Source organism: Arthrobacter sp. Soil764, from assembly GCF_001428075.1.
Taxonomy (GTDB): domain Bacteria; phylum Actinomycetota; class Actinomycetes; order Actinomycetales; family Micrococcaceae; genus Arthrobacter.
In genome coordinates, this window is the sequence record NZ_LMSI01000001.1 from 169,783 (window position 1) to 183,533 (window position 13,751).

General features: G+C 67.1%; 12 protein-coding genes. 6 read left to right on the forward strand and 6 right to left on the reverse strand.

The features are described from left to right. The first annotated feature begins 176 nt into the window (after nt 1-176). On the forward strand, nt 177-572 hold the full coding sequence (locus ASG86_RS00755; RefSeq protein WP_235565034.1) for a VOC family protein: 396 nt from the start codon (nt 177-179) through the stop codon (nt 570-572). 79 nt (nt 573-651) lie between these two features. Here ASG86_RS00755 and ASG86_RS00760 read toward each other — a convergent pair whose 3' ends face one another. From ASG86_RS00760 to ASG86_RS00780, 5 genes are all read right to left on the reverse strand, one after another. Continuing rightward, on the reverse strand, nt 652-957 hold the full coding sequence (locus ASG86_RS00760; RefSeq protein WP_056328852.1) for a hypothetical protein: 306 nt from the start codon (nt 955-957) through the stop codon (nt 652-654). A gap of 13 nt (nt 958-970) precedes the next feature. Further along, complete coding sequence (locus tag ASG86_RS00765) at nt 971-2,107, reverse strand: S1C family serine protease (protein ID WP_056328855.1); 1,137 nt, start codon at nt 2,105-2,107, stop codon at nt 971-973. A gap of 112 nt (nt 2,108-2,219) precedes the next feature. Further along, a complete protein-coding gene (locus tag ASG86_RS00770; protein ID WP_056328858.1) occupies nt 2,220-2,858 on the reverse strand; it encodes a TetR/AcrR family transcriptional regulator in 639 nt (212 codons plus the stop codon). A gap of 46 nt (nt 2,859-2,904) precedes the next feature. Further along, nucleotides 2,905-4,254 carry a phenylacetate--CoA ligase PaaK gene (gene paaK / locus ASG86_RS00775; protein ID WP_056328861.1) on the reverse strand — a complete coding sequence of 450 codons (1,350 nt, stop codon included), beginning with the start codon at nt 4,252-4,254 and terminating at the stop codon, nt 2,905-2,907. Between the two features lie 7 nt (nt 4,255-4,261). Continuing rightward, nucleotides 4,262-4,732 (reverse strand): hotdog fold thioesterase, encoded by a 471-nt coding sequence (locus ASG86_RS00780; RefSeq protein WP_056328864.1) that lies wholly within the window; start codon nt 4,730-4,732, stop codon nt 4,262-4,264. 268 nt (nt 4,733-5,000) lie between these two features. Here ASG86_RS00780 and pta point away from each other — a divergent pair, with 268 nt between their 5' ends. Next, on the forward strand, nt 5,001-7,094 hold the full coding sequence (gene pta / locus ASG86_RS00785; RefSeq protein WP_056328867.1) for a phosphate acetyltransferase: 2,094 nt from the start codon (nt 5,001-5,003) through the stop codon (nt 7,092-7,094). Nucleotides 7,095-7,156: 62 nt separating this feature from the next. Here pta and ASG86_RS00790 read toward each other — a convergent pair whose 3' ends face one another. Next, entirely contained in the window at nt 7,157-8,488 is a 1,332-nt protein-coding gene (locus tag ASG86_RS00790; RefSeq protein ID WP_056328870.1) for an MFS transporter, read from the reverse strand. A gap of 241 nt (nt 8,489-8,729) precedes the next feature. On the opposite strand from ASG86_RS00790, the gene ASG86_RS00795 reads away from it, so the two are divergent. The 4 genes from ASG86_RS00795 to ASG86_RS00810 all read left to right on the forward strand — a co-directional run bounded on the left by ASG86_RS00795 (nt 8,730) and on the right by ASG86_RS00810 (nt 13,703). Further along, nucleotides 8,730-9,458 (forward strand): GntR family transcriptional regulator, encoded by a 729-nt coding sequence (locus ASG86_RS00795; protein WP_268760547.1) that lies wholly within the window; start codon nt 8,730-8,732, stop codon nt 9,456-9,458. 176 nt (nt 9,459-9,634) lie between these two features. Then, complete coding sequence (locus tag ASG86_RS00800; RefSeq protein WP_056328876.1) at nt 9,635-10,984, forward strand: L-fuconate dehydratase; 1,350 nt, start codon at nt 9,635-9,637, stop codon at nt 10,982-10,984. Next, complete coding sequence (locus ASG86_RS00805; protein ID WP_056328879.1) at nt 10,981-12,498, forward strand: aldehyde dehydrogenase (NADP(+)); 1,518 nt, start codon at nt 10,981-10,983, stop codon at nt 12,496-12,498. Before ASG86_RS00800 ends, ASG86_RS00805 begins: the two co-directional genes overlap by 4 nt. Next, nucleotides 12,495-13,703, forward strand: coding sequence for a fumarylacetoacetate hydrolase family protein (locus ASG86_RS00810; RefSeq protein ID WP_056328881.1), 1,209 nt, complete (start codon nt 12,495-12,497; stop codon nt 13,701-13,703). Before ASG86_RS00805 ends, ASG86_RS00810 begins: the two co-directional genes overlap by 4 nt. The last annotated feature ends 48 nt before the right edge of the window (nt 13,704-13,751 follow it).

A 13,751-nucleotide genomic window follows, 5' to 3' on the forward strand; every position in this document is an offset into this window, starting at 1 on the left:
GCGGGCGTTTGCGCTTTGGGTGTCAAAGGTGAGCGGGCGTTTCGGTTTTGGATGCAGGAGGTGAGCGGGCGTTTCGGTTTTGGATGCAGGAGGTGAGCGGGCGTCCCGGGGAGGATCTTTTCCGGCGGCGCGGGCGTAGGATTCATCCCGTAGGAGGTGGCCACATGAACCTTAGAATGAACACAGCCACAACCATCCTGCCGGTCGATGATGCAGCCCGCGCCCGCGCTTTCTACACCGAAAAGCTCGGACTTCCGCACCGCGGCAAGGCGGAGGACGGCAGCGAAATACTCGGCGCCGTCGGCGGTCCCATGCTGCAGCTGATGCCGGTGGCGGACGGCAAGCATTCCGAGCACACGGCCTTGAGTTTTGAGGTTTCGGACATCGAGGCGACCGTCCGGGACATGGAAGCCAGGGGCGTGATGTTCCAGGATTACGACCTCCCCACGCTGCGGACGGAAAACCACATCTGCACCACCGAGTCGGAGAAGTGCGCTTGGTTCATGGATACGGAACACAACATCCTGTGCGTCCACCAGAACCTCGGCGGCAAGCTCGAGTACCAGGTCTAGTCAGGCAGCAGGCCTAAGCAAAGCAGCAGGGGTGCCCCGGTTGGACCGGGGCACCCCTGCTGCTTGTTTTCGTAAGGCCTTAGCTTTCGGCGCCGCCATGCAGGCCGTCGTCGCTGCTGTCATCCTCGGGACCCGTGCCGCGGCCGCCTTCGCTGCGGTCGGAAAGGTCCATGTTGCCGCGGGCCTCGTCCATGGTGGGGCCGCCGGAGGGGACGCTGTAAGTGTCCGGGCGGATGCCGTGCGACTGTTCCTCGATCAGGGCCTGCTCCTCGCTGAAGCGGATCACATTGGCCTCGTCGCCGGCGTCGCCGGGAACGTCCTCGCGGATCTTTGAGGGGTCCGGAATGATGAATCCGGCATCGGGTTCTTCCTTGGGGTGGCTCATGTTCTTTTCCTTCCTATCGGGTGGTTGTGCTGGCGGGCCGGTCGGTAAGGTCCACCTTGATATCCAAACTTTGATCGCCGCGCTTGACCTTGAAGCCTACGGTGTCGCCGGGGTTGCGCTTGCGCAGTTCCGCCAGGAGCTTCTCCGGCGTGGTGAGCTCCACGCCCTCCATGGACTGCAGGACGTCGCCCGGGCGGATCCCGGCACGCCCGGCAGGGCCGTCACTGTCCGCCGCGAGCACCACGACGCCGGCCCCTTCCTGGATTCCCAGCTGGTCGGCGATCTGGGCCGTCAGTTCTCCCGGAGTGAGGCCCAGGTACGCGTGCTTGGCGCTGCCGTTGGCCAGCAGCTCTTCAGCCACGTCCACGGCGGTGGCGGCGGGAATCGCAAAGCCAAGTGACACAGCCCCGGCCGACGGCGGGATGTAGGCCTCGCTGATGCCGATCACTTCACCGCGCATATTGATCACCGCGCCGCCGGAGTTGCCGGGGCTGATGGGCGCGTCCGTCTGGATGAGGTCCACCAGCGAGAGGCTGTTCGACGCGGAGCCGGGGATGGAACGGTGGAGGCCGGAGATAATGCCGGCGGTGGCCGTGTTCTCGAAGCCAAGGGGGGAACCCAGGACCAGGGCGCCTTCGCCCACCTTGGGCAGGTCGCTCTGATAGGTGGGCTTCGGCAGGCCGGTGCGCTTGGCCTGCACCAGCGCAAGGTCCGTCACGGCGTCGCTGGCCTTCACGGTCCCTTCCACCCGCTGCCCGTCGGCGAACCCCACCTCAACACTGGTGGCGCCGCGGATCACGTGCTCGTTGGTCAGGATCAGTCCGTCAGCCGAGTACACCACGCCGCTGCCCAGGCCGCCCTCCGTGAAGATGGTGACGACGGACGGCGAGAGGTTCTCCACGAGCTGCGGCAGGTTGCCCGCCGCCGTCCCGGAGCCGCCTTCCACCGGCGCGGCCGAACCTGGGGCGGAGGACACCGGTGCGGTGTTGGCGGAGGCCGACGACGGCGCCTGGCTTGAGGAGGTGCCACTGGGGGCCGGGGGACTTGGCGCACCCGTGCAGCCGCTGAGTGCCAGGGCGGCCGCAAGGACGCCGCCGCCCAGCACTGTACGCCGGCGGCGTGAACGCTGCGGGTCGCTGGCCTGGCCCATCTGTACCTCCCTGCGGATGCTGGCTTTCTACCACCGTAGCCGGGGAGCGGGGAAAATACCAAGCACCCTTATCATTCTCAGCCGTGGGATTCCCGTGGCCCAGTTGGGGAGGCTAGGGCTGGGAGTGCAGGCCGTCGAACGCCATGGTGATGACGTCGTCGGCCAGCCGCTGCGGCGACAGGGAACCGCCCGGCTTGTACCACTCGACGATCGAGTTGATCATGCCGAACAGGAGCCGTGAGACTGTCCGGGGGTCGATGTCCTGGCGGAGTGAGCCTTCGTCACGGGCGGCGGAAATCAGGGCCGCCACCTTGTGGTCGAAGGTGCGCCGCCGTTCCAGCGCGTCCCGCTCGATCTCGGTATTGCCGCGGAGGCGCAGGAGGAGCGTGACAAAGGGCAGGCGGTCAACCAGCACAGCCACCGTCTGCCGCAGCACGAATTCCAGCCGTGCGTCGGCAGCTCCCGACGTTGCCTGCGGCTGCTCCAGGATGGACTCGAGGCCGCCCAGTGCGTGGTCCAGGGCGAGCTTCAGGAGATCGCCCTTGGACGGCACGTGGTGGTAGATCGCCGACTTGGAGATGCCCAGGTTGTCCGCCAGGATCCCCATTGACGTCGCGTCGTAGCCGTGGCGGTTGAAGACGTCGACGGCGATGCGCAGCACCGACTGTTGGTCGTAGCCGGGCCGGCCCCGCTTCGCTGTGCCATTACCGGCGGTGCCGTTGGTGCTGGTGGTCTCAGTGGTGCGGGGCATAGTGGCTAGTTTCTCATGAACGGTCGGTCAGTCGGCGCAGGGCCGGCTACCCCTTGGGACGCAGGTCGTAAATCCGGCGCAGCTTGCCGTTGGACCGCTCGAGCGAACCCGGTTCCACGACGTTCACGGTGCACGAAGAACCCACGTGGATCTTGATCTGCTCCTTCAAGGTGCGTGCCGCCGTCGTGCCCTGCTCAACACTCACCGCGTCCCGGCGCTCGATCTTGACCGTCATCTGGTCCATCCGCTGGCCCTCGGGGCGGGTCAGTTCGAGCTGGAAGTGCGGGCTGAGCTCGGGGATCCGCAAAGCGATTTCCTCGATCTGGGACGGAAAGACGTTGACGCCGCGGAGGATGATCATGTCATCGCTGCGGCCGGTGATGCGGCCCATCCGGCGGTGCGAGGGGCGGGCCGTGCCGGGGAGCAGGCGGGTGAGGTCCTTGGTGCGGTAGCGGATGATGGGGAGGGCTTCCTTGGTGAGCGACGTGAACACGAGTTCGCCGTGCTCGCCGTCCCGCAGGACGTTTTCCTTGCCAACCACCGGGTTGAACGCGTCGATGATTTCGGGGCGGAAGTGGTCCTCCCAGATGTGGCTGCCGTCCTGGGTCTCCACGGCTTCGCCGGCGACGCCCGGGCCCATCACTTCGGACAGGCCGTAGATGTCGCACGCCTTGATGTTCATGGTGACCTCGAGCTCGTGCCGCATCTCCTCAGTCCACGGTTCGGCGCCCAGCACTGCGTACTTGAGGGAGGTGGAGGCGGGGTCGATCCCCATGTGGGCCATGGCGTCCGCGATGGTCAGCAGGTAGGTGGGGGTGGCCAGGATGGCGTCGGGCTTGAAGTCCTGGATCAGCTGGATCTGGCGTTCGGTCTGGCCTCCGGAGATGGGGATGACGGTGCAGCCCAGGGCTTCGGCTCCGGCGTGCGCACCCAGGCCGCCGGTGAAGAGGCCGTAACCGTAGGCGTTGTGGACCTTCATGCCCGGGCGGACGCCGGACGCGCGCAGGCTGCGGGCCACCAGCTTGGCCCAGTCCGCCAGATCCTGCTTGGTGTATCCGACGACGGTGGGCCGGCCCGTGGTGCCCGAGCTGGCGTGCACGCGGGCTACTTCGGCCTGTGGGACGGCGAACATGCCGAACGGGTATTCCTCGCGCAGGTCGTCCTTGGTGGTGAAGGGGAAGTTCCCCAGGTCGCTGAGTTCGCGAAGGTCGTTGGGGTGGATCCCGGCGTCGTCGAACTTGCGCTTGTACAGCGGCACGCGGTCATACGCATAGGCCACGGTGTGCTGCAGGCGGCTGAGCTGGAGGGCTTCGAGCTCATCCCGGGAGATGGTTTCCTCGCGGTCCAGGACGGCGTCGGTGCCGGTGGGTGCGGTTTCGGGGGCATGCAGGGTCATGGTTTTCCTACTTCTTGGGGATGGTGCGGCTGCGTCCGCGGAACTCGGCGATGAGCTCGCCCGGGGAACTGGGTTGGGTCTCGGCGGCCGGCGCGGCGGCGTCGGCGGCGAAGATCTGGATGTCGTACAGGCCGCTGCGCCCGGCACTGGAGCGGCGGTCGGCGACGGCGGTCAACACCTGGCCGCGGAAGGCGGGCTTGAGGAAGTTGATGTCGACGCCGGAGGCCACGGTAATGGTGCCTTCCTCGCCGGGTGCAGGGTGGATGGGGTTGCACGCGAGGGCGAAGGCGGTGTCCCCGAACGCGAAGATCATTCCGCCGTGGGCCATGCCGAATCCGTTGAGCATTTCCTGCCGGAGGGTCATCCGGATGGTGGCGTGCCCGTCGCTGAGGGCGAGGACCTCGATTCCCATCCATTCGGAGGCGTAGTCGTTTTCCAGGATGGGGTGGGTGGCCCCGGAAAGTGTTGCTTCAGCCATGCGTCATTGCCTCCAGCTTTATTTACCGAATGTTCATTAGGTAATCCCATGAGGGGGTCCGGTGTCAAGAGGAGGCGGGATAAGGCACGACGCCGGGACGCACCTTGCGCGGCTGGGCCGCCCCTTCATCGATTGCTGCGTATCTGCCGTTTTCAGCGCCTAAAACGGCAGTTACGGAGCAGTCGACGCTGGGTCAGGCGCCCCGCGCACGGCCTCGGAGTGCAAGGATGGGGGGACCGGCACCAGCAAGAACAGCAAAGGGCGGACCATGGCAAAAGGCATCTACGTCAGCGCAACCACCCCGGGATCGGGCAAGTCCCTGATAGCCCTGGGCCTGGCCGATACGCTGCACCGGCACGCGGACAGGATCGGCTTCTTCAAGCCGGTGGTCCACGGGCCCTCCGCGGCGAATGACCCCATGCTGGCACTGATGAAGTCCCGCTTCGCCCTGGATGATGACCGGTGCCGCGGCGGCCTGACCTACGACGAGGTCCGCACGCTGCTCGCCGAGGGGAACCGGGCGGAGATCGACGCCAGGTGTGTGGAGATCTTCGCGGACATCGCCCGTCACTGCGACGTGGTGATCGTCGAAGGCACCGACCTGGTGGGCCAGGACTCCGCCGTCGAATTCGACCTCAACGCCCGGCTCGCCAACAACCTCGCCACACCCGTGGTGGCCGTGGTGGGCGCCAAGGGACGGACCGTTCCCGAGACTGCTGCCGCCGTCGAGGTTGCCCGCAAGGAACTTGCCGCCGAAAAATGCGCGCTCCTGGCCATCATGGTCAACCGGGCGGACGCCGATGACCTCGATGCCATTGCGGCTGCCCTGAAGCCGGGGGCCTCCGGCCGGCCCGTGTACATCCTGCCGGAGCTGGAGGAGATCGCCCGGCCCACCACCGGCGAGGTGGCCCTGGCGCTGGGCGTGCGGCAGATCGCGGGGACGCCGGACATGGAACGCGACGTCAGGGACATCAAGGTGGCCGCCATGAATGTGGGCAACTTCCTTAACGTGCTCGATGAAGGCGCCCTGGTGATCGTGCCGGGGGACCGGGCGGACGTGATGGTGGCCTGCCTGGCATCCTCCTTCTCGCCGGAGTTCCCGGTGGCCTCGGCGCTCATCCTCACCGGCGGCCTGGCCCCGGACGCTAACATCTACCCGCTCCTGGCGCAGGCGCCGTTCCCGGTGTTCGCCACGGAAGATGACACGTACCAGACCGCCCGCCGGGTCTCCGAAGTCCGCAGCGAGATCTGGTCCGGCCACCGGCGCAAGGTTGCCTCCGCCCTGGGGCTCTGGTCCCGCCGCGTGGATGAGGCCGAGCTGGTGGAGCGCCTGCACCTGCCACGGGCTGAGCGGATGACCCCGCTGCGGTTCCTGCACGACCTCATCGAGCGCGCCAGGGCGCAGCGGCGCCATGTGGTCCTGCCGGAGGGAACCGACGTCCGGATCCTGCGTGCAGCCGAAATCCTGCACCGCCGCGATGTCTGCGACCTGACGCTGCTGGGCCCCGAATCCGACATCCGGGAACTGGCTGCCGCCAACGGCATCGATTTGTCCGGCATCAATGTCATCGACCCGGCCACCTCCGAGCTGCGCCTGAAATTCGCCGAAAAGTACGCCGAACTGCGGGCACACAAGGGCGTGGACCTGCCCAAGGCCCTGGAAATCATGCAGGACGTGAGCTACTTCGGCACCATGATGGTCCAGCTGGGTGTAGTGGACGGCATGGTGTCCGGTGCGGCCCACACCACCGCCCACACCATCCGGCCGGCCCTGGAGTTCGTGAAGACCCGTGAGGGCGTGAAGATCGTGTCCTCGGTGTTCCTGATGCTCATGCCGGACCGGGTGCTGGTCTATGGCGACTGCGCAGTGAACCCGGATCCCAACGTGGAGCAGCTGGCGGACATTGCCCTGGCCTCGGCAGAGACCGCCGCCCAGTTCGGCGTGGAGCCGCGGGTTGCGATGCTCTCCTATTCCACCGGCGGCTCGGGCTCGGGGGAGGCCGTGGATGAGGTACGGCAGGCCACCGAGCTGGTGCGCACGCGCCGCCCTGACCTGGCAGTTGAGGGCCCCATCCAGTACGACGCCGCCGTGGACGCTTCGATCGCCGCGTCCAAGATGCCGGGCTCCTCGGTGGCCGGGCAGGCCACGGTGTTCATCTTCCCGGACCTGAACACCGGCAACAACACGTACAAAGCGGTGCAGCAGAGCTCGGGCGCCGTGGCCGTGGGCCCCGTCCTGCAGGGGCTGCGGAAGCCGGTCAACGACCTCTCCCGCGGCTGCACCGTGGAGGACATCGTGAACACGGTGGCCATCACGGCCATCCAGGCTCAGGTGCCGGTTCCGGTTCCGGCAACGCTTTAAACGTACGACGCCGGCACTTTGGCGAGTGCCGGCGTCGTCCCTTTGCTGAGGGCTGGGGAAACCTAGGCGGCTGCCGGGACCTTCAGCGGCTCGATCTTGCCAATCACGAACAGGTAGTTCGCGGCGCCAATGAGGGAGATTGCGCCGATGACGGCCAGCGGCGCCACGAAGGAGCCGGTCTGGTCAACCAGCACGCCGATCAGGATGGGCGTGAAGATGCCGGCCAGGTTGGACGCGAAGTTCTGCAGCCCGCCGATGGAGCCGACGTGGCGGGAGCTGGGCGCGACGTCCGCCGGCAGTGACCAGATGCCGGTTGCTGCCACGGTGAGGCTGGAGTAGGCGACGGACAGCAGTGCCAGCGCCATCCAGGCTTCCGGAACGAGCGCGGCAAACATGATGACCGAGCCGCCCGCCAGGCCGCCGGCAATGGCAGTCTTGCGGACCTTGCTGACGGGGGAGCCGGCCCGGACGGCGCGGTCGGCAAGGTAGCCCCCGAGCCAGCCGAACAGGACGGCGCAGATGCCGGGGATGGCGCCGAAGAAGCCCAGCTTGAGCAGGTCGAAGCCGCGTTCCTTGACCAGGTAGCTGGGGAAGAACGTGATGAAGAAGTAGATGGCGCTGTTCAGGCAGAAGAAGCCGAACATCATGCTCAGGATGGTGCGGTACTTGAAGAGCGAACGCCAGGGGAGTTTGGCCGCGCCTTCGTCATCGCTTGCCGCGCCGCGGGCGCCGCCCTCCTGGATGTAGGTGACTTCTGCGGCGTTGGCGCCGGCGTGCTCCTCCGGGCTGCGGTAATACTTCCACCAGACGGCGGCCCAGATGATGCCCAGGACGCCGATGATGATGAATACCGCGTGCCAGGAGGTGAAGGCGACGATCAGGGTGACGATCGGCAGCGCGATGACCGCTCCGACGCGCGAACCGGAGTCCCAGATGCTGGTGGCAAAGGCCCGTTCGCGGACCGGGAACCAGGTGGCCACCACCTTTGCCGCCGTGCTGGGTGCCGGGCTCTCGCCGACGCCGAGCAGGAAGCGGGCGGCGAACAGGGACCAGAAGCTGGACGCCGCTGCCGTAACCATGGTGAAGACGGACCACCACACGGCGGCCAGGGAGAACGAGCGGCGCGGGCCCACCTTGTCCACGTACCAGCCGGCTGCGAGCTGGAAGAAGTCATAGGCCCAGAAGAAGGCCGCAAAGATCAGCCCCTGTTGGGTGGCGGTGAGTTCAAAGTCCTTGCCCATGAACGGCAGGGCGACGCTAAGGCTGGAGCGGTCCAGGTAGTTGATGCTGAGGCCTATGAAGGCGAGCCAGATGATGACCCAGCGTTTGCGGGTCATCAGTCGGGGCTGCCGGGCGGGGTTGGCAGTGGATGTCTTACTTCCGAGCGTAGTCATGCGGTCTCCTTCGACATATACATGGCTTCGGGTGCGGTATGCACGGGCGGGAGGGGGAGACGCGGAAGATGTCAGCGCCAAAATCATATAGGAATCTGGTTAATCATATAGATATTGTGATCCAGATCAAGTGTTGCTTCTGAAAAGGGGCGGAAGAAGAGACCGGCCGTGCGTGGCTTATGATTCCCCCAGCAGCTCCAGAGCAATCAAAGCCCGTTCAACCAATGCAAGAGGTAATTGCGTGCCCCCACGTCAACCATCAGATCTTCCGCGCGGCAAGGCTGCCGTTCCGGACGTCTACACGGCCATGCGCGCCTCCATTCTGGACGGCGAAATTGCCCCGGGCACCCGCATCAACATTGATGCCGTGGCCCGGAGCCTTGGGGTTTCGCAGACTCCTGTCCGCGAGGTGCTGCAGCGACTCGAGGGCGACAACCTGGTGGTGTACAACCCCGGCCGCGGCTACAGCACCACTCCGCTCCTGGACCTGCCGGAGCTGCGCTCGCTGTTCGAGTTCAGGCTCCTGGTGGAACCCTGGGCGGCGCGTGCGGCGGCTGTGGACCGCCTGGCCAATCCGGCCGGGACCCTGGAAAAGGAGCTGGCCGGCTTCCGGGACGCCATGAAGCGCAGCAGCAAGGACCTGCGGCAGGATCTGGTGGCCCACGACACCCGCTTCCACGACGCCATCCTGGCCGCGTCCGGAAACCCCGTGGTCCGTCATGCCTTTGCCCAGACGCACTGCCACCTGCACACCTTCAGGCTTTACCCTGCAGACGTGGACGGCGCCATCACGGTGGCTGAACACACCGCTGTGCGGGAGGCAATCGAGGCCTGCGATCCCGAGCGGGCAGAAGCGGCCATGACCACCCATATCCGCAACTCCTTCGACAGGTTTGCCAAAGCGTTCGACGGTGAGCTTGCTCCCCTGGAGGACAGCGGCCCGCCGCGGCGGCGGATTGTCACCGGCTAGCTCACGGCGGCGCTGCCCCGGTCCTTGGAGGGGCCGGGGCTTTTTCGCGCCTTGCGGCTATGGCAAATGACAGGCGGGGCTTGACCTGGATCACAGGTCCTATATGATTTTAGAAATTCGTATAGGAATCGAATCTTTCCCCTTCCCGCACAGTTGCCATCCGAAAGTTGAGATCCATGCCTTCCATTACGTCCGTCAAGACCCAGGACGTCCGTTTTCCCACATCCCTTGAACTTGACGGTTCCGATGCGGTCAACGTCGACCCCGATTACTCCGCCGCCTACGTGGTCATCCGCACCGATGCGGGCGACGAGGGCCACGGCTTTGTCTTCAGCTGCGGCCGCGGCAACGAGATCCTGACATCGGCCATCGATGCCTACGGGCGCCTGCTGGTGGGCCGCGACATCGACGAGCTGATCTCCGACCTGGGCGGCGCCTCCAGGCTCCTGGTCCACGACTCCCAGCTCCGCTGGCTGGGACCCGAAAAGGGTGTCACCCAGATGGCGTGCGGCGCGCTGGTCAGTGCCCTGTGGGACATCCGTGCCCGCCGCGAAAACAAGCCGCTCTGGCTCCTCCTTGCTGAGATGACGCCCGAGGAACTGGTGAGCATGGTGGACTTCACCCACATCCGCGACGCCCTCAGCCCCGAGGAAGCCCTGGAGATCCTCCGCGCCGGACAGGAAGGTAAGGCCGAAAGGATCGCCGCCCTTAAGGCAGACGGCTTCCCGGCCTACACCACCTCACCGGGCTGGCTCGGCTACAGCGACGAGAAGCTGGTCCGGCTGAGCAAGGAGGCCGCGGCAGAGGGCTTCTCCATGATCAAGCTCAAAGTAGGCGGCGACATCGATGATGACCGCAGGCGCATGGCCCTGGCCCGCGAGGCCGTGGGCGCCCTGCCCATCGCGATCGACGCCAACCAGCGCTGGGAAGTGTCCGAGGCCATCGAGTGGGTCAACCAGCTGGCCGAATTCAACCCCTACTGGATTGAAGAGCCCACCAGCACGGACGACATCCTGGGCCATGCCGAAATCCGCAGGGGTGTCACCCCGGTGCGGGTCGCCACCGGAGAGGCCGTGGCCAGCCGGATCGTCTTCAAGCAGCTCCTCCAGGCCGGCGCCATCGACGTCCTCCAGCTGGACTCCACCCGCGTGGCCGGCGTCAACGAGAACATCGCCATCCTGCTGCTGGCGGCGAAATTCGGGGTTCCCGTCTGCCCGCACGCCGGGGGAGTGGGCCTCTGCGAACTGGTCCAGCACTTCTCCTTCTTCGACTACGCCGTGGTGGCCCGCAGCCAGGAAAACCGCATGATCGAATTCGTGGACCACCTGCACGAGCACTTCGCCGAACCCGTCCGGATCATCGACGGACGCTATGCCGCCCCGGCACTTCCCGGCACCGGCGCCGAAATGTTTGCCGCCTCCCGCACCCGCTGGGAATTCCCCAGCGGCGCAGGCTGGCAGGAAGTGGGCAACCGCGCCGCCGTCACCGGTGGCTCCGTGGCCGCGGCAGCAGGAGCCGGCCGATGAACACGGCTGCCGTCCTCGCCGACCCCACCACCGCGGAGCAGCTTGACGCGGCGGTCACGGACGCCCACCGCGCCTTCGAGCAGGCCCGGATAGCGGACCCGCAGCGGCGCGCGGGCTGGCTGGACGCCATTGCCGCCGGCCTGGAGCAGGATGCTGCGGGGCTGGTGGAGGCCGCCGTCGCGGAAACGCACCTTGGGGCGGCCCGGCTGGAAGGGGAACTGAAGCGCACCGTGTTCCAGCTGCGGCTCTTCGCAGCGGAAATCCGCCAGGGTGAGCACTTCGACGCCACCATCGACCACGCCGACCCCAACTGGCCCATGGGCCCGCGCCCTGACCTTCGGCGCTGCAACGTTCCGCTCGGCGTCGTTGGCGTTTTCGGCGCCTCCAACTTCCCCTTTGCGTTCAGCCTGATGGGCGGGGACAGCGCGTCGGCCCTGGCCGCGGGCTGCGCCGTGGTCCACAAGGCACATGACGCGCATGCACGGCTCGCTGCCCGGACCGCGCGCACGGTGATCGGTGCGCTGGAAGGTGCCGGGGCGCCGTCGGGCCTCTTCTCGATGGTGACCGGACGGCAGGCCGGCGAGGCACTCGTGGACCACCATCTGGTCAAAGCCATCGGCTTCACCGGCTCCACCGCCGGCGGCCGGGCCCTGCTCAACCGGATCGCTGCCCGCCCGGAACCCATCCCGTTCTTCGGTGAGCTGGGCGGCATCAACGCCGTCTTCGTCACGGGCAAGGCCTGGGCCACCCGGCGGGCGGAAATCCTTGCCGGCTACGCTGCCTCATTCACCCTGGGCATGGGCCAATTCTGCACCAAACCCGGGCTGCTGTTCGTCCCCGCCGGGCAGGCTGACGGCATCCGCCGCGAGCTGGAGCAGGCCCTGTCAGGGTTTACCCCCGCCCGGCTGCTCAGCCCCCGCCTGCACGACGGTTACGCCGATGCCGTCACCCGGCTCCGGGGCAGCCGCGGCGTGGACGTCCTGCTGGAAGGTGATTTTGCCGACGAGCCGGCCCCCACGGTCCTGCTCACCACTGCAACGGAGGTCCGGAAGAACCCGGACCTGCTCCGGCAGGAGATGTTCGGCCCGGCCAGCCTGGTGGTCGAATACGCTGACGAATCCGAGTTGCCGGACCTGGCGGGGCTGCTGGAAGGGCAGCTGACCACCACGCTGCAGGCCGAAGTTGAGGACGACGTGGACACGCTCGCCGCCAGGCTGGCGGACATCAGCGGCAGGGTCCTGTGGAACGGCTGGCCCACCGGCGTGACCGTCAGCTACGCCCAGCACCACGGCGGGCCCTACCCGGCCACCACCTCCAACACCACGTCGGTGGGGACGGCGGCGATCCGCCGCTTCCTGCGGCCCGTGGCCTACCAGTCATTCCCGGCGCAGCGGCTGCCCGAACCGCTGCGGGACAACAATCCCTGGCAGGTGCCGCAAAGGGTCGACGGCGTCTGGCAGCGTCCGTCCGGCCCCGCAGCCGGGTCCGTGACCACCCGGGAGGACCAGCAGTGAACGCCATAAGCCCTGAAGACGTCCAGGAAGTCCAAGGGGTCCTTCCCGAGGACGCGGACCAGGCCCTGCTGATCGGGCGGGTCTGGGATGTGGAGAGCGGCGGCCCGCGCGTTGTCGCCGTCAGCGGGGGCAGCATCTTTGACCTGCACCGTGTGGCCGGAACCGTCGCGGAGCTTCTCGAGCTGCCGGACCCCGCTGCTGCCGTCCGCTCCGCCCTCGCTGACCCCACCCTGGCCGAACCACGGTGGGAAACGGCCGCCGTCGTCAACGCTTCCCTGGCCGGCGACAGCACCCGGACCAGGCTGCTGGCCCCCGTGGACCTCCAGGTCATCAAGGCCTGCGGCGTCACTTTCGTGGACAGCATGATCGAGCGGGTCATCGAGGAGCGGTGCGCCGGTGATGCCGGCCGTGCAGCCGAAGTGCGGGAACTGGTGGGGCGCGCCCTGGGCGGAAGCATCTCCGACCTGCGGCCGGGATCGCCGGAAGCCGCCGAGGCCAAACGTGTCCTGATCGCCGAAGGCCTGTGGTCGCAGTACCTGGAGGTGGGGATCGGTCCAGACCCGGAGGTGTTCACCAAGGCCCCGGTCCTGTCATCGGTGGGCCTGGGCGCGGGCATCGGCATCCCGGCCTTTTCGTCCTGGAACAACCCCGAGCCGGAGCTGGTCCTGATCGCCACCTCCGCCGGCAGGGTGGTGGGCGCGACCCTTGGCAACGACGTAAACCTGCGCGATGTGGAAGGCAGGAGCGCGCTGCTGCTGGGCAAGGCCAAGGACAACAACGCCTCCAGCGCGCTGGGCCCGTTTATCCGGCTCTTCGACGGCACCTTCACCCTGGATACCCTGCGCGATGAGGAAATCCTGCTGCGCGTGGAAGGCCCGGACGGCTACCTGCTGGAGGGCCGGAACAGCGTTGCCCGGATCAGCAGGCCCTTCGAGGAACTGGTGGCGGCGACGCATGGAAAGCACCACCAGTACCCGGACGGGTTCGCGCTCTTCACGGGGACGCTGTTTGCCCCAACGCAGGACCGCGACGTGCCGGGGCAGGGCTTCACCCACAAACACGGCGACCTGGTGACCATCCGCAGCCGGCACCTCGGTGCCCTGGTGAACAGGGTGGGTCCGTGCGAGGAACTGCCGGAATGGTCGTTCGGCCTTCGCCGGCTGTTCGCGTACCTGGCCGCGCAGCGGCAGGAGACGCGGGCTTAGTTGAGGCTCAGCAAGAGGACGACGCCGGCACTTTGGAAAGTGCCGGCG